The sequence below is a fragment of the Rhizobium sp. BK060 genome (assembly GCF_014193145.1).
Lineage (GTDB): Bacteria > Pseudomonadota > Alphaproteobacteria > Rhizobiales > Rhizobiaceae > Rhizobium.
Map to the genome: position 1 here is coordinate 247,777 of NZ_JACHYW010000001.1, position 16,524 is coordinate 264,300.

14 protein-coding genes are annotated in these 16,524 nt (G+C 59.4%); 3 read left to right on the top strand and 11 right to left on the bottom strand.

Going from position 1 to position 16,524, the window contains the following annotated elements:
• Positions 1-132: 132 nt before the first annotated feature.
• From repB to FHT71_RS01115, 3 genes are all read right to left on the bottom strand, one after another.
• Positions 133-1,131: a plasmid partitioning protein RepB gene (gene repB / locus FHT71_RS01105; protein WP_183718692.1), complete on the bottom strand. Its 999-nt coding sequence runs from the start codon at positions 1,129-1,131 to the stop codon at positions 133-135.
• The gene (repA, locus tag FHT71_RS01110; protein WP_183718694.1) at positions 1,128-2,306 is read right to left on the bottom strand and encodes a plasmid partitioning protein RepA; all 1,179 of its coding nucleotides are present in this window, start codon (positions 2,304-2,306) and stop codon (positions 1,128-1,130) included. The genes repB and repA overlap by 4 nt, the downstream gene beginning before the upstream one ends.
• Before the next feature lie 465 nt (positions 2,307-2,771).
• Positions 2,772-3,506, bottom strand: coding sequence for a hypothetical protein (locus tag FHT71_RS01115; RefSeq protein WP_183718696.1), 735 nt, complete (start codon positions 3,504-3,506; stop codon positions 2,772-2,774).
• A 335-nt stretch (positions 3,507-3,841) separates the two neighbouring features.
• Here FHT71_RS01115 and FHT71_RS01120 point away from each other — a divergent pair, with 335 nt between their 5' ends.
• On the top strand, positions 3,842-5,242 hold the full coding sequence (locus FHT71_RS01120) for a sensor histidine kinase (protein WP_183718698.1): 1,401 nt from the start codon (positions 3,842-3,844) through the stop codon (positions 5,240-5,242).
• Entirely contained in the window at positions 5,239-5,892 is a 654-nt protein-coding gene (locus FHT71_RS01125; protein ID WP_183718700.1) for a response regulator transcription factor, read from the top strand. The genes FHT71_RS01120 and FHT71_RS01125 overlap by 4 nt, the downstream gene beginning before the upstream one ends.
• On the opposite strand, the gene FHT71_RS01130 is transcribed toward FHT71_RS01125, so the two are convergent.
• The 6 genes from FHT71_RS01130 to FHT71_RS01155 all read right to left on the bottom strand — a co-directional run bounded on the left by FHT71_RS01130 (position 5,886) and on the right by FHT71_RS01155 (position 10,772).
• Positions 5,886-6,410, bottom strand: coding sequence for a hypothetical protein (locus tag FHT71_RS01130; protein ID WP_183718779.1), 525 nt, complete (start codon positions 6,408-6,410; stop codon positions 5,886-5,888). The two genes, FHT71_RS01125 and FHT71_RS01130, sit on opposite strands and share 7 nt — an antisense overlap.
• A 205-nt stretch (positions 6,411-6,615) precedes the next feature.
• On the bottom strand, positions 6,616-7,083 hold the full coding sequence (locus FHT71_RS01135) for an Lrp/AsnC family transcriptional regulator (protein ID WP_007800464.1): 468 nt from the start codon (positions 7,081-7,083) through the stop codon (positions 6,616-6,618).
• 204 nt (positions 7,084-7,287) lie between these two features.
• Positions 7,288-7,425, bottom strand: coding sequence for a hypothetical protein (locus tag FHT71_RS01140; protein WP_183718702.1), 138 nt, complete (start codon positions 7,423-7,425; stop codon positions 7,288-7,290).
• Between the two features lie 285 nt (positions 7,426-7,710).
• A complete protein-coding gene (locus tag FHT71_RS01145) occupies positions 7,711-8,091 on the bottom strand; it encodes a DUF779 domain-containing protein (RefSeq protein WP_183718704.1) in 381 nt (126 codons plus the stop codon).
• A 70-nt stretch (positions 8,092-8,161) separates the two neighbouring features.
• The gene (gene adh, locus FHT71_RS01150) at positions 8,162-9,670 is read right to left on the bottom strand and encodes an aldehyde dehydrogenase (protein WP_132588093.1); all 1,509 of its coding nucleotides are present in this window, start codon (positions 9,668-9,670) and stop codon (positions 8,162-8,164) included.
• Positions 9,671-9,812: 142 nt separating this feature from the next.
• Positions 9,813-10,772: a helix-turn-helix domain-containing protein gene (locus FHT71_RS01155; protein WP_183718706.1), complete on the bottom strand. Its 960-nt coding sequence runs from the start codon at positions 10,770-10,772 to the stop codon at positions 9,813-9,815.
• 288 nt (positions 10,773-11,060) lie between these two features.
• On the opposite strand from FHT71_RS01155, the gene FHT71_RS01160 reads away from it, so the two are divergent.
• A complete protein-coding gene (locus tag FHT71_RS01160) occupies positions 11,061-12,134 on the top strand; it encodes an ROK family transcriptional regulator (protein WP_183718708.1) in 1,074 nt (357 codons plus the stop codon).
• Between the two features lie 23 nt (positions 12,135-12,157).
• Here FHT71_RS01160 and FHT71_RS01165 read toward each other — a convergent pair whose 3' ends face one another.
• A complete protein-coding gene (locus tag FHT71_RS01165) occupies positions 12,158-13,330 on the bottom strand; it encodes an ROK family transcriptional regulator (protein ID WP_245505403.1) in 1,173 nt (390 codons plus the stop codon).
• Between the two features lie 158 nt (positions 13,331-13,488).
• Positions 13,489-16,512 (bottom strand): glycoside hydrolase family 38 C-terminal domain-containing protein, encoded by a 3,024-nt coding sequence (locus FHT71_RS01170; RefSeq protein WP_183718710.1) that lies wholly within the window; start codon positions 16,510-16,512, stop codon positions 13,489-13,491.
• Positions 16,513-16,524 lie beyond the last annotated feature (12 nt).

A 16,524-nucleotide genomic window follows, 5' to 3' on the forward strand; every position in this document is an offset into this window, starting at 1 on the left:
GCAAAAGAAATAGGCCCACCAGACTGGTGCCAACTCTTGACAGCGATTCCCGGAAATGCGATTCTCTAGCTGCTAACCTATGAGAAGGGCTTCCGTGACGGCAACGTTCGGGAGCTTTTTTCTTTTGCGGTGTTATCCTTTGCTGCTGCGTTGTGTCGACTGCACGAATTCGCTGTGAAGCGCTTCCATACGATCATTCAAGAAATCGACGAAACTCGCCGGAACAGCCTTGGTAAAGCTGATCTTGGCGCCCGTCTTCGCGTAGCTGACAGTCGCCAGAAGAAAGCCATTTGCTCGTATTTCCGTCACGGCAGACTGCGCAACCGTCGGCGCCGCTTCAGCCTTGAGCGCGCCAAGAGCGATCGCAAAGCGATCCTTTCCGGTTCCGGCCTTGTCCTCACCCAGTGATTGCCTGATGCGTGTCGCACCGTCTTGGCGCGTGGCAAAGGCATCGGCGAAGTCGATCCAGCGGCGGCGGCCGATCTCCGGCGAGGAGCCAATCGCAAGCAGTACATCTCGTGGGATCGCGGTTGCGATCCTCAGCATCTCCGACACGTGCGACTTTCCTGTTGCCAGCGATGCGCAGATCACGTCACGCCGATATCCGGCCTGTTCTTGCGACAATGCGAATGCACACTTCTCGATGAACGACAGATCATTGCGATTTGCGTTCTCTTCGCCCTGGAAGACGATTGCCTCTTCGTCACTAAGTTCCCGCACAATGGCACGGAACTTCAGTCCAAGCGCCTTGACTGCCGCCAATCGCCGCCGACCGAACACGATCTGGTAGGGCAGCCCATCGCCTTTGTGCGGCCTGATCAAGCCGGGGACAATCTGCCCGCGCTCCCTGATGGATGTCGCAATCTCTTCGATCGCCGCCTCGTCATAGGCGCCGTCGAAGCGGTCCGGGATGGTGGACGGCGCAACGTCATCGGGGTCTACCTCAACGATGTGGTCGCCGTCCTTGAGAAGCCTGTCGAGCACCTCGCCCTTTTCTTGTATCTGCCTGACGCCTGCAGCGACCTTGAGAAGGTGCGGAGACGTCGTCGGCTTGGCGACCGGCGCAGCGGTCGGTTGTTCAAGCTGGCCAAGAACATTGGCAAACATGCCACGGGAATCTTTGCGGCTCATTCGCGCCCCCATGCTGCCCAGAGCAACTTCTCGATCTCAGCATTGGCCGCGTTGATCGACTCCATCGCACGGTCGTAGGTTTTCGGTGCCGAGAACCGGGAGCGCTGCACCTCGTAGAGACTCTGCTTCCATGTCAGGGCGTCGGCAACCGCAGTTGATTTCGCCACCATGTTCAGCAACAGGTCTTCACCGAAAACCTGTCGCATCAAGGCGGTCATATTGGCCTGCGGGTGATCGTTGGCCTCGAACTTCGTCACCAGGAACTTCGCGAAATCCCACTGCGCCGAGGTTCCCATCTCGCTCAATATCTGCATGTATGACGAGGCAAGTTCGAGGAATTTCCCAGTTGAATCGACATCGAGCATGTGGGCGGGAACCGGTATGACGACGCCGGTGGCGGCGGTCAGCGACGAAAGCGTCAGGAAGTTCAGCGAAGGCGCCGAATCCATAAGAATGACATCGTAGTTGTCGGCGACCTGTTCGAGCGCCTGCGAGACCCGCAGGAGGAAGCTCGTGCCGCCGTTCTTACGCATCTCGAGAGCGACCGCTGTTTCAAACTCCGTCAGATCGAGACCCGCGCAGATCACGTCAAAGCCGGCAATATGCGTGTTGTGGACGAGCGACTTCGTCGGCTTGGGATCTAAGAAGCGGATGGCAGCATAGAGCGTTTCGTCTTCCCGAGGATCGAAATCAGGAAGGGTACCGTGCAAACTGGTAAGTGATGCCTGCGGATCAAGATCGACCGCCAACACCCGGTAGCCCTTGAGTGCCAGGTAGTGACCGAGATGGATGGTCGTGGATGTCTTGCTGGAGCCGCCCTTGAAGTTGGTGACCGCAATGATCTGGCATTCCTCGTCCTCGACACGGCGCGGGTTCATCCATTTCTTGCGCCCCTTTTCAGCCAGCATCAGGCGAAGCTCGAGGATCTGCTCGAGCGTATACATGCGACGGCCATTTGACGTCGTCTCGGGCGACAGACCTTTGTCCTTCAGAACGATCTGCCTGATATAGGCTTCCGAGACATCCAGGAGCGCTGCGACTTCCGATGAGGAGAATTTCCGCATCTCGCGGCGCGCATCGGGTGGATATTGCGCCATCGAGAGATTTTGCAGCGCGAGTTCCAATTTGGTGGAAAAGCTCTGCATGAAGTCGAGGCTGCTTAAGTGCCGGTTCACGATTCTTTCCTCAGTTCGTTTCAATAGCCTAAGCGCCGATATCGTTCGTGAAAGGTTGATGCGGTTGTTGTTTCGCCCTGGGACGATAATTCGCCCTTTTTGCGTAGTTACAGAACTAACTCGATTCGGGAGATTCGGCAAACCCTTCGCGGATGCCTGGTGTCGCCTGCATGGTGGCAGGCGCGCAGCAGAGCGCTCCTCAGCGCCTTGACGAGGAGCCTAGTGCAATTGTGGGAGTTTGGAAGAGCCTAGCAGGTGGCAGCTACCGTGACCTAGTTGTCCTCGGATTGCGACGACACGGGGTGGTAACGACGTAAAACGACGTCAGTTGGCTTATGAACCGGAGGCGCAATCGGCCCACAAATGTCTTAGGCAGCAAGATGGTTCATAGCAGGCGTAGGTAGCAGGCCACCGCGGGGCTCCTCATGTGAGTGCATCCCGCGATGACCTTGCATTTCGTAAGCCTCAGGGCTGCACGACGATCACGGCCGCTGGCGCCTCGTTTTCAACCGGCTCGCTGGCATCGGGATCGGACACAGGTACTTTGACGGGAAGAGTATCTCTAATTTGATCAATCTTGCCGACGGCTGGGCCGACACCCAAGATGTCCTTCGCGCGTGCAAGAGCTGCGTCCGTCACAACGCCATCCTTGGTGAAGCCCGAAAGCGCGTCGCGCAGCGCTTCGTCGCCAAGAGCCGGGTCTGTAGGAATGGCGTCGGGCCCGTTCTCGGCCTCGAACTCGGCATAGGCCATCACGTAGGCCGAAACCGCCGCCATTCGCGGATCGTTGGAATGCATGTAGGCGTGGTAGTTTCTGTTGAGCGAACTCATTCCGGCAAAATCGGACTTCGGAGCTTTCGCACTGGTCGACGTGACCTTGGTCTTTGTTGCTGCTCCAGACTTCTTCTCATGCGTGAACAACGACCTCAACGTGGGGCGCTGGCTGCTGTCGCGATCCTTGCTCTTTCCATGGGTACCAGCAGCGCTCGATTTTCCGTGGTTGGAGTTGCCGCCGGCATGGCTTCCGCCACTGCCGTTGCCGCCTCCATTCCCGTTTCCACTGCCACCCCCGGAATTGCCGTTGCCGTTACCGCCCTTCGCATAGGCGATATTGGGCAAGCCCATTGCGGCGCCTGCCAACGGCGCAACTGCAATTGTTAGCGCAATAAGGCTGCGTCCAAGAATAGTGGAAATGCTCATATTAACCTCCTGGCTCAATGCCACTTCGCAATGCGTTGTTCCTTCGGCCGGAAAGCATGACGGAGAGCGGGGCGGGCTCGAAGCCAGCTTTCCGGCCTGGCGCGGTCACCCCGCGTTCCAAATCAACAACGACGTTAGCTTGCGTTCGGCATCAGTTCCACGGCGCTCAGACCATTGCTCAGCCATCTAGGACCTAGGTCTGATCCGTCACAGACCAAAGGTCTGAAAACCACTCGCTGTGACGCGATATTGTTTGACCCCTCCGAGGAAGGCGGTAATTCTGCAATTTCAATGAACTGAAGAGCCGCCGCTGGGCGGTCGATCCGAGATATCTCGTGCGGCCCCGTGAACTCATAAGACGATGGAATTCGCAATCGCTTACCAAGCAGTTTCTGCTCACCGGAGGTGTCGTATCGCTGGTGGCGATGGCTTTCGTCGGCGCGTTCGTGAGCAGTCTAATCGAGGACGCGGTCACCCGTAATTCCGCGGCGTCGACGGCCCTCTATGTCGACAGCGTGATCGCGCCCCTCCTGCCTGACATGCTCGCGGGCCAGGAGCTCGACGATACTGTCTCCCGCGCACTCGACGAGACCCTCGGGCAGGGCGCACTTGGAAACCGCCTGATGTCGTTTAGGCTTTGGCGCGCGGACGGCACCGTTCTTTACTCGAACGACAAAAGCATGCAAGGAAAGCGCTTCGAACTAAGCGACGATCTCAGGACGGCTTTTTCCGGCAAGATGGTCGCCCAATTCGATCGCCTGGAAGACCCGGAGGATCAGGCCGAGCGGGCCAGCGACAAGCCTCTGCTTGAAATCTACAATCCTGTTCTGCAGCCATGGTCGGGGCAGGTCGTCGCCGTCTCCGAATTCTATGAAGTAGCCAACGATTTCCAGCGCAGCCTCAATCGGGCGCGCTTGCATAGCTGGATGGCCGTTGCGGCGTTCACGCTCGCCTTTTTCATCGTTCTGTCGGCCATCGTCTTGAGAGGCAGCAGGACCATCGAAGAGCAGCGGCGCGCTCTGAGACGCCGCATTGATGATCTTTCCGCACTATTGTCGCAAAATCAGGCGCTGCGGGCGCGCGTCCAACGCGCGTCTCAGCGCGCCGCGGCGCTCAACGAGAGCCACCTGCGGCGCATTGGCGCCGACCTTCATGATGGACCGGCGCAACTGGTCGCGTTTGCTTCGCTGCGCCTGGACAGCAATATGCTGGTCGATCCTGCGACGCCCGCGACATTACGCGAACGCGAAATTGCAGCCATCAAGGCAAGCCTCGACGAGGCCATGCATGAGATCAGGACGATCTGCAACGGCCTCGTGTTGCCGCAGATCGAGGCAGCGAGCCTGCCAGAGATATTGGAGCGCGGCGTCCGTGCGCATGAACAGCGAACCGGATCACGCGTTGATTTATCGATAGCAGAAGCGCCCGAGCATCTCTCGCCCTCCGCAAAGATCTGTATCTACCGCTTCGTGCAGGAAGGGTTGAACAACGGCTACCGCCACGGCGGCGGCATAGAACAACGCGTGGTGCATCGCATGGAAGGTGACCGCATCAGCATTGAGGTTTCTGACGGCGGTTCCGGTTTTAATCCCGATGACGTCGGGCCCGCCAGCCTCGGCCTTGCGGGTCTCAGAGAGCGGATCGAGAGCCTTGGGGGGACCTTCCATCTCCAATCGTCCGCACAAGGCACCATTGTCAGCATGTCGCTCAGCAACGAGGAGATTACCCAGGCATGACAACAGCAATTCGCGTCGCGGTGATCGATGACCACCCGTTATTCAGGGAGGGGGTAACTCGCAGCCTTTCGGAGATCGACGGATTTCAAATCGTCGCGGAAGGAAGCACGAAGGACGATGCGATCAACGTGGCTGAGAATCTGCAGCCGGATGTCCTGCTTATGGACATTTCCATGCCTGGCGGCGGTTTGAACGCGATCGCTCCAATTCTGGAAACAGTACCCTTACAGAAGATTGTCATGCTCACGGTTTCCGAATCCAGCGACGACGTTACGGCTGCATTAAACAGCGGTGCAAAAGGGTATGTGTTAAAGGGCGTCGGCTCCAGGGCACTTGCCGAAATCATCCGTAGCGTGGCGGCCGGCGAAAGCTATGTCGCCCCGGCGCTATCAGCACGGCTGCTTTCCAGTCGCTCTTCGCCCGCTCCCAGGCGATCCTCGGCTATTGTGGCACTGACCCCGCGTGAACAACAGGTCCTGCAACTCGTCGCGTCCGGTTTGAGCAACAAGCATGTCGCACGCAAGCTCGATCTTCACGAAAAGACCATAAAACATCACATGACCCAGATCATGGCCAAGCTTGGTGTCGCCAACCGAACGGAAGCGGCGATGGCACTGCGAGATGCCATCGACGGGCGCGAGGATCAATGAGAAAAGGATTCGAGGCGCGTTTCATCCGCTGAGGTCGCGCGCCGGTTGACAATCGTGCGCCCCCTGGCGTCTTTCATGATGTAACGGCCATTCCTTATAACTTCGCTCATGCCATCCCGGTGACGAACTTCCATCGCTGAGCTGTCTTCATCGTCGGGATCAGTCGTCGAGCCACTGCCGGTTGTGGTGCCGCTGCTCGATCTGCCGCCGCTATTCCCGTTGCCGTGGGCATTTCCTCCACTGTTGCTGCTTCCTCCACCGTTGCCATTGCCATTGCCATTGCCGCCGCCACTATTGCCTCCGCCGCTTCCATTGCCGTTGCCGCCGCCACTATTGCCTCCGCCGTTTCCATTGCCGTTGCCGCCACCATTGCCGTTGCCGCCTTTGGCGGCCTCGGCAGTCTGGAGATCAAGCCTAAGCGAGGCGCCTGAGACCACGATCTTGTACGGCATCGCCACCAGCGATAGCGCGATTGATGTGCAGCACAGGGCCGCAACAAATTTTCGACGTGCGAGTATCGTCATTCCTATGCATTCCAAGATTCCTGCCTGGAATTTGCCCATGGCTCGACCGGATCGTCAATTCGCAATCGCCATTTTCAGACCTTTCCTCGATGGCGGCAGGACGTTTGTCCGGCTAGCCTAGGACCAAGGTCCGGGGATTTCAGTTGAGGAAACACGACTGAGGTAACGCAAGACATCGACACCTTGTAAGATACGCCGCTCACACCGGCACCGACGTCGAGTACTTGACCCGCTTCAAGGCGAAATGCGACGAGGATGTCGATACTGCGTGGTGTGTCAGAATCCCTTGCATAAGCAGCCGTTCATAGTCCTGAACATCGGCGACGGCGACCCGCAGCAGATAGTCCCAATCGCCCGACATCGAATAGCATTCGAGCACCTCCTCGTGACTTTCCACGAAGCGCTCGAACTCACTTCTCGCGACCGGATCATGTGCCTTCATCCGCACTTGGCAAAACACGGTCAGACCACGACCAACGGCCTCGGGGCTGACTAGCCGCACAGTCGGCCCAAGCATGCCAGCTGCCTCCAGCGCCTTGATGCGCCGCCAGCATGAGGCGCTCGATGCCCCGACCCGCTCGGCCAACGCGGCGTGGCTGAGACTGCCCTCACTTTGAAGCAGTCTGAGAATCTTTCGGTCGACATTGTCGATTTCGGGCATTTTCATCGGAATCTCTCATTTCGCGACACGTACGTTTCTCATGCTACGACACTTCCGGCGAAACTCTGCATTCAGAACGGGTTTTGCATGCCGTTCCGTTCACAGAGTAGCGCGGTTCGTCGGAGATGAAAGTCTGAATGGGAGAGCTTTATCAGAACGCGCTGGACCTGCCGCGGTCAGCCGCACGCCTTTGCGCCGGAGGAACAGACGTCAGACCGGGGCGCTGAAAAAAGTAAAATAAGCCCATGCCGCTAGGAACAACGCAAGAATCGCCACTGCAATCGCGAGCTTGCGAAGGCCTGGCCGCGGCGGCTTGCGACGTTGGAATTGAATGACGTTATCGTTCATCTACAGTTTCTCCTCGTGCCGCATCGTACGCTGTTTCGGGCGAGCAACAGCAGATGTCAAAGAGAAAAAGGCGCTCAACCCTTTCGGGGAGCGCCTTTTCTGTCCCGGACAGCGAACGCGACACATCCAGAGGACATGTCTGCAGGCTATCGATACGGGTGGTGAGCGCTAAATGGCATCGTTGCCGCCAAATATCAAGTCGGAACCCAAACTTTTTACAACATCCGTCGCTCGGCCCGCGTTGCACAGGCAGGCTTGCGTTGTCTGCTGCCTTTTTGCCTCGCCCTACTTGTCGCGCCAACCCTCTTGGTCACGGCCCGGCGCAAGCATGCGGGAACGGGTAAGGAAGCGCTTTTCTCGGCCGTTTTCGAGCGAGAACATGCCGCCGCGCCCCGGCACCACGTCGATGATCAGTTGTGTGTGCTTCCAGGCCTCGAATTGACTGGCGCTGATATAGACAGGGACGCCTGCGATCTCGCCGAGCTTGACGTCCTTGTCGCCAACAATGAAATCATCAGCCGGATAGCACATCGGCGATGAGCCGTCGCAACAGCCGCCAGATTGATGAAAGAGTATGTCCGGATGATCTTTCCTGATCTCCGCGATGAGTGCGATCGCACTGTCTGTTGCGGTCACGCGTGGCTGGGCATTATTCGTTGTTTCCATCACCATCTCTCCTGAAGCGGCCCGCTCCCGTTATGGGAGCGAACCGTTGATCGCGCGCAAACGACTGCTCTCAGAAGAAGCCGAGGGCCTTTGGGCTGTAGCTCACGAGCATGTTTTTCGTCTGCTGATAATGGTCGAGCATCATCTTGTGGGTTTCACGACCGATGCCCGACTGCTTGTAGCCGCCAAAGGCTGCATGCGCCGGATAGGCATGGTAGCAATTCGTCCATACACGACCGGCCTGGATGTCGCGACCGAAGTGGTAGCAGCGGTTGGCGTCGCGGCTCCAGACGCCGGCGCCGAGACCGTAGAGCGTGTCGTTGGCGATCTCGAGTGCTTCCTTTTCATCCTTGAAGGTGACTACGGACACGACCGGCCCGAAGATCTCTTCCTGGAAGATCCGCATCTTGTTGTGGCCCTTGAAGATCGTTGGCTTGACGTAGTAGCCGTTGGCGAGCTCGCCGCCGAGATCATTGCGCGTGCCGCCCGCCAGCACTTCAGCGCCCTCCTGCTTGCCGATGTCGAGATAGGCGAGGATCTTCTCCAGCTGCTCGTTCGATGCCTGAGCGCCAATCATCGTTGCCGCGTCGAGAGGATTGCCTTGCTTGATGGCTTCGACACGCTTGACCGCCCTTTCCATGAACCGGTCGTAGATCGATTCCTGGATAAGTGCACGGCTGGGGCATGTGCAGACCTCGCCCTGGTTCAGCGCAAACATGGCGAAGCCCTCCAGCGCCTTGTCCAGGAAGTCGTCATCCTCGGTCATGACGTCAGCAAAGAAGATGTTCGGTGACTTGCCGCCGAGTTCAAGCGTCACCGGGATGAGGTTCTGGCTGGCATACTGCATGATCAAACGACCGGTCGTCGTTTCGCCAGTAAAGGCAATCTTGGCGATCCGCGGGCTGGACGCCAGGGGTTTGCCGGCTTCAAGACCGAAACCGTTGACGATATTGAGGACACCCGGCGGCAACAGATCACCGACGAGTTCGGCCCAGACCAGCAATGACGCCGGGGTCTGCTCCGCCGGCTTGATCACGACGCAATTGCCGGCGGCCAGTGCGGGAGCAAGCTTCCATGCCGCCATCAAGATCGGGAAGTTCCAGGGGATGATCTGGCCGACAACACCGAGCGGCTCGTGGAAGTGATAAGCTACGGTATCGTGGTCAATCTCGCCGATAGAACCTTCCTGCGCGCGAATGCAGGAGGCGAAGTAGCGGAAATGGTCGATCGCCAGAGGGATGTCAGCAGCCATCGTCTCGCGGATCGGCTTGCCGTTGTCCCATGTTTCGGCTTGCGCGAGGAGCTCTAGCTTATCCTCCATGCGTTGGGCGATCTTCATCAGAATATTGGACCGCTCGGCGACCGACGTCCTGCCCCATTTCTCCCTGGCGGCGTGTGCAGCATCAAGTGCGGCATTGACATCCAGTTCACTGGAGCGGGCCACCTCGCAAAGCTTTCCTCCGGTAACGGGCGTGATGTTGTCGAAGTAGCGCCCCTCGATCGGCTCGCGCCATTCTCCGCCGATGAAGTTGCCATATCTCGTCTTGAACGGCGACTCGACGATCTTCTGATGCAGCATTTGATCCTCCTCCTTGAAAGGGCCAGGTTCGGAGCGAACCGGTGAGAGGAAACTGCGCGCGTTTTACAACGGGAGAAAGTTACCCTGGAGAATACCGCAGTGCACAGTGTCGCACCCGTGCGACAAGCCAGCGCCAAGGCTGTCAATGCAGATTGAGCCGCTTCATCTTCCTGTGCAGCGTTGCCCGGCTCATGCCGAGTGCAACGGCAGCCTGAGACACATTTCCGCTTGAGCGCGAAAGGGCGCGCACCAAGGCTGCCCGTTCTGCCTCAACAAGATCCTCGTCTGCGGCAATGCTCTGCTCCTGAAGGGCATCGGCGGCGGGCAGCCCCACCGAAATACGCCGATCATCAAGCTGCAGGGCCAGCCGTGCGGCGCGGGTAGCGCCGAGGACGAGATCATGTCGGTTGACAGCGAGCAGCGCTGCCGTTGGGTTGCTGGCGGCAGGTACCATGACGAAGCGGGCTCCGGCAAAGGCGCTTCTGAAGAGATTGATTTCAATGCGCAGGGCCGCGTCACGAACCATCTGACCGAGGATTCCCAACGTGCCCTCGTTCACCTCGTCGCGACACGTCGATATGTCGAGCGCGGCGGCCAGTTGGCCACGATGATCCCTGATCGGCGCCGTCGTGCAACTCAGATTGATATTCGAACTAAAGAAGTGCTGATCTCGCAAGATCGTCACTGAACGCTCGTCGGCAATCGCGGTCCCGATGCCATTGGTGCCAATGCTCGCTTCGGTCCAAACGGAGCCGGTCCACAGGCCCAATTCATGAAAATGCTTATCATCGCCAGCCACACCGCGGCGTTCGAGCGCCACGCCGTTGTGATCGGTCAATATGAGGCAACAACCGCTCTTGCCCACCGTCGCAAACAAACGATCGAGTTCGGCAGACGCGTCGGCAATGAGTTTCCCGGAGGCTTCCCGAGCCTTTTTCAGCTCCTGTTCGGAAAGTCGAAGCGGCGCGCGCATTTGCTCCGGGGCGAGCCTGTGCATGGCAATGCACCGCCGCCAGGACGCGACGATGGATGAGTTGGCTGCCGCCGAATCCCTCTGGGTACACGTGTAGACGTGCTCCGCATGCGCAGCGAGTTCACCCATTGGCTCCTCCAACCAATTGTGAGACCAATTTGGCGCAAAGGCGTCGCTTTGGCAATTCCAGGCCCGGGGACGCAGGAGGTGATAGAAAAGATTGCAGGGCGCCAACTGTCGCAGTATTGCGACAGACAGCCCATCGCGCCCCTGGTGCGACCGCCTGAGTGCCGCTGGCGCCAAATTCCGGTCTACCAGGCGCCAGGTTCTTGATGCAGTTGGAAAATTGCGCGATAGGTTTGTCGGTTGCGCGTGATCTATCGCCAGCGTAGCTGCAGCTTATGGGATATCGCTTGCTTGAAAACACTTCGACGCCATTCGATCTCCGGCGTAGCCAGGCAGCGGTCCCGACACGATGATCGTCCCGGCATCAGTCCAGTCGATATTGCCGAGCACAATTCACGAACGACCCTGAGGTTGCTACGGCGCCGTGGTGCGCTGACACGTCAGGAGCTTTCCAGGGAGCTTGGCCTAACAGAACCGGCCATCACTGGAATTGTCCGCCGCCTTGGGCTGGCGGGACTCGTCACCGAACGCAAGCGCTCCACGACCGCACACTACACTGCCGCCGAATTCGGATTGCGTGCCGAAGCTCGCTACTCACTCGGCGTCCGTATCGGCAAGCTCAATGGTGATGTCGCCTTGGTGGATTTCGCGGGCGAGGTCGTTGGCCAGGAAGCTTTCGCGACGCGCGACGATCTTGTCGCCGCGGTCGCCGATCTTCGCCGAACCGCGGGTCCTTCCAAGCTTGTCGGCTGCGGTATCGCAACGTCGCCCGACACTTTCTTGGCTCGCCAAGAGATAGAAACCGTTCTGGCCGGAGAGAGCGAGGCGCTTTTCTTCCTCGATGACACCGAGGCAGCAATCGAAGCCGAACGCGCGCTGGGTATCGGAGACCCCGAGGGCGGGATGGTCATGATCCTTACCGATTACACGGTTCGTGCAGGTCTCCTGATAGGGGGCAGGGTGTTCCGGGGCATCCATGGACGCGCCGGACAAATCGGCGAAATGCGCTCCGGGATCGACGGAGCCAGTCTGAACGATGTTGCAACGTTGCCGTCGCTGGAAGCTGGCTCAGCCGACGAGGACAGCTGGCTCGCGACCGCCGCCCGCCATCTGCACGAGGCAGTGCTCGCTGTTTCAGGCTTTATAGCGCCGGGTGCCATCCTCCTTGGCGGCGCCTTGCCCAATAACGTCTTGGATGCGGTGGTCGAGCGCATGTCGCAGGAACGCGACGACAAGATCCGCGACCTGGTCATTGCGCCATGGATCCAACAGATCAGACGCGCGACGTTTCCCTGGGCGGGTGTTGCGCTCGGTGCAGCCTTGCGCCCCCTGGACGCAATGGCGCTACCGGACACACGAGCTTAAGCCTCAACGACAGTCATGCCGTCTTACGCCGGTGCCAAGTTCGACGTCTGGGCCGGATGTCCGCCGAGCGGGTTGCGAACCCGTTGTGCCGGTTCGGCCGAGGGAAGTCCGAGCCGGTGCGCGAGCGGAATTGCGGCGGCGCCAAGTGCGGCCGCATCTTCTGATCCTGCCGCCCGGTGTAGCGACGGCGCCTGCGCACCGATGCGGGCAATTTCTTCGTGCACATAAAGGAGGAGTTCGTCGATCAGGCGAACCGGAAAACGGCCTCCTATAAGGACCCCCTCAGGGTCGACGATCATTCCTATGTTGACCACCGCTTGCGCAATCTTGACGCTCACCTTGCGCAACCATGCGCTTATGAGATTGCGGCCGGCCTCATCAAGCTCCAGGAGATCGGAGGGCGTCCTCGCCTTGATCCCATTTCGCTGTAGATAGTCAAGCAGGATGAAGAGCGAAAACATCTCGCCGAGCGGTTGGGTGCTGCCGGCATAGGGTCCCTCATCAAAGACAACAGGCAGCCAGCCGATTTCTCCCCCGATACCACTGGCCCCCTTGTGGCGAACACCGTCGATCACCAGGCTGCCGCCAAGGCAGGCATTCGCCAAAATGTAGAAGAAACTGTCGATTTCAGTGCCAAGGCCATATTCGATCTCGCCGAGCGCAGCAGCATTGGCATCATTGTCGATGAAGACGGGATGGTCGGAGAGTGCCTCCAAAGCGCCGCGTACGTCATAGCCATTCCAACGCCGATATTGCGCGGGAAATCCGATCACCGGCACCTCGCCAAGCCAGTCGGGGATGGCAAGACCAATGCCTGCGAGCCGGCTTTCCTGAATGATCTTGCGACGACGAAAGGACGAGAGCGCGTCGCCCACGAGCGCGACGAAGTCGTCTGGCAACAGAAAGCGACGCTCGTGGTGGATGCGCCCACGTACAGTGCCGACGGCGTCCACAGCAACGATCGTCAGATGGTCGCGATCGATGTTCGCGCCGATCGAGAAGACGCCGTCCGGATCGATCTCCAACTCAATGGCCGGCTGCCCCCTTAAACCGTGTCGCCGCCGCGCCTCCATAATCAGGCCTTCATCAAGCAGCCGCTCGACAATTCGCGTCACGGCCTGTTTGGTCAACCTGGACTGCTCGGCCAGTTCCGTGCGTGAGATCGGACCACCACGATGGATCGCGGAAAGGATCATGGCCCGGTTCGCGGCTGCAGCCTGCTCCGTGTTCGAGCCCGACACCAACACCTTCAATCTCCCTTCTGCATGGCCCAAGCCAGTCTCAAGCGACACTATGTGATCGGCTCCAACAGGAAAAGGGGCCATTGCCGGCCCCTTTCTCATCATCCCTTGATTCAAGCCTTTGAAATTCGCCAGCTTTTGACCTCAAAGGGTTTCAACCCGGTGGCGGGCGTTTCAGACATCGGCTCTTCCAGGATGCTGACCGCTCCCTGGTTGCGCCAGTTGGACGGGAGCTTCAGCTCAAATGCGCCGCGGCGCCCCGCCGGTTCGTAGACGCGCACGATCAGCCCGTCGCCTTCTTCCGCAGCCTTCACGGCCGAGAGTGCCGCATCGATCCCGGTTGCCCCGAGCGGCTGCCAGTTGCCGATCGCACGTCCTGCCACAGGCGCCGCCAAGAGCGGTTGGTTCAGGTCTTCGGCTTCCTCCCGGATCCCGCCGTCATACCACGTCCCTTCGTGCGGCATCAGCGCATAGGTGAAGGTCTGCACTCCTTCGTCGGCAAGCGGATCAGGATAGATCGGTGAGCGAAGAAGCGACAGACCAAGGACATTTCCCCGAACGCTATGCCCATATTTCGCGTCGTTCAGAATGGCGACGCCAAATCCCGGTTCCGACAGGTCTGCAAATCGGTGGGCGGGCGCCTCGAACATGGCGGCATCCCAAGACGTATTGGAGTGCGTCGGCCGTTCGACCACGCCATAGGCGCATTCGCATGTTGCCCGACCATTGCGAACGGCCACGCTCGTTTCGGTGCGCAAAAACGCGCGGCGATCGTGCCAATCGAGTTCGGTCTCGATATCGAGACGCCGCGCATTGGCGCCAAGCGACAACACTTGCGTGATGCGTGAATGCCGCCACGTTCTGACGATCCTGATCGCCACCCGGTGTGGCCCGTTCTCGATCACCTCGAGGCTATCGAGTGCGGTGATCTCTTCTGCGCGCTGGGCGTAGTCTTCCTCGACGTCCCAGGCATCCCAGTTGCGCGGTTTGTCTACCGGGTAGACGAAGAGGCGATTGCCACCACCCTCCAGCGCTTCGCGACCAGTCGCCTTGTGAACAAGGCTGGCGATCGAACCATTTTTGGCCAAGGTGACCTTCAGAACGGCATTTTCCAAATGCTCACTGCTGACGGAAAGGCCGGGCGCGGGCTGCAGCGCCTGGGGGGCGACGACAGCAATGCCGAGCGGCGCGATCATCGCCTCGCAGGAGACCGCTTTCCCGTCGGGAAGCGTCAGCCGCAGCGGGCGTGCGGACAGGGACGGATTGACAACGAGTACGTTGTCGCCGGTGCCGGCCGGCAATTGCCCGGCGATTGCTTCCATCGCCTTGGTCTGTGCCGTGTTCCCCGCGGCGATGACGGACTCGAGTTCGTTGGCGGCATCGACGTAGACTTCCGCGATGGACGAGCCAGGCAGGATATCATGGAATTCATTCTTCAGGACGACCCGCCACTCCGGCTCCATCGATCTGGGTCGGTCGGCTCCCATCAGATGCGCAAGTCCAAACAGCGTCTCGGCCGTAATGAGGCTGCGTTCAGCTTTGCGATGCAGTCGCTTTACGACGCTCTGGCTGGTCAGGGTCGCGCGGTGCAGTTCGAGGTAGATTTCGCCGCGCCAGGTTGCCAGATCCTTCTCCGTTGCGCGCTCATGCGCGCCTTTGAAGAAGTCGTGCACCTTCGTCCAGCGCGCCTTCGGTAAAGTGGGAAATGCCCGCAGTTGTTCTTCGCGCACGATCATCTCAGGCGTGACGCCGCCGCCGCCATCCCCATACCCCACCGCAAGCAGGGTCGTGTCGTGCTTGTCCTTGTCCTTGAAGTTCCGCCAGGTTGGCACAAAGCAATCCGGCCGCACGAAGCCATTATAGCCATGCATTGGGTTATCGAACGTATGGGTAAGAACCCGGCTGCCATCCAGGCCCTCCCACCAGAAGAGATCGGATGGGAATTTATTGGTCTCCGACCAATTGACCTTGATGGTGAAAAAGCTGTTCATTCCGCCCTGGCGTAACAGCTGGGGCAGGGCGCCGGAGAAGCCGAAGCAATCCGGTAGCCAGCAAACACTGTGGCGAACGCCGAATGTCTTTTCGAAATAGCGCTGCCCATAGAGAATCTGCCGGCTAAGGCTTTCACCGGTCGGCATGTTCGTATCAGGCTCGACCCACATGCCCCCCACTGTCTCCCACTGTCCCTCTCGGGCACGCTCGATAATCCGCCCCAAGAGTGTTGGATCGTCCTGCGCGATTTGCGCGTAGTAGTGAGCAGTCGACTGATTGAAGCGAAAATCGGAAGACTGTTCCATCAGAGAAAGCGCGGTATGGAAGGTGCGGCGCATCTTCCGCCTCGTTTCGCCATAGGGCCAGAGCCAGGCCAGATCGATGTGCGCGTGTCCCGTCAGCGCGATCTCGCCCTGTGGCGGGAACCGTTCACGCAGTCTCTTCAGCCGCGCAAGCAGCGTCTCGTAGGCAAAAACCACGCTGGCGCGCTCGGCCTGATTGAGCCCCTCCGGTGACACTTCCAGCGGCGGCAATTGCCAGATCTTTTGCTGCATCGGGGAAGGGGCGGTGCGCGCCACGTAGGCTGTGGTTGCCGACGGCCATTCCAATCCACGCATCGTATCCTCGGCGATATCGAGCAAGTGCGGAACCACTTCATGCTGTTCGAGAATATCCACTGCCTCGCAGATCTGGCGCAGAAGCAGCCAAAGCTTGTCGACTGCCGTATCCAGCCAGATCAGCGCTGCGCGCTCCAGCTTCGGACCGCGCACGGGCTCCCCGAACGGCAAGCGTGCCACCGTCTCCGATGCGATCTGGACATTCCGCGAAGGGAGGAGGAATTCCCGGTGATATGGATCGAGGCCAAGCCTCTTTTCGTTCCCTGCCTCATCGGTGATCGTGATCAGGCTTTCCCCGCCGAGATCGAGCCAAAGACGAGCATCTTCCAGCGGCCAATGGCCGGGCAGTTTGGCAGTCGCCGCAAAATGAACGGTACCGTCGCTGCGCGGCCATGGTGCGCCGATGGCAATCGGCTCTCCACCGAATGTCCAGCCGTCGATCTGGACGGTTTCACGCGAGCGCCAGTATTCGAGTTCCGCGGAACGGGCGCGGATGCGTTCAAGGCGTTGGAGCAACGTAAGCGTCATAATGATATCCTG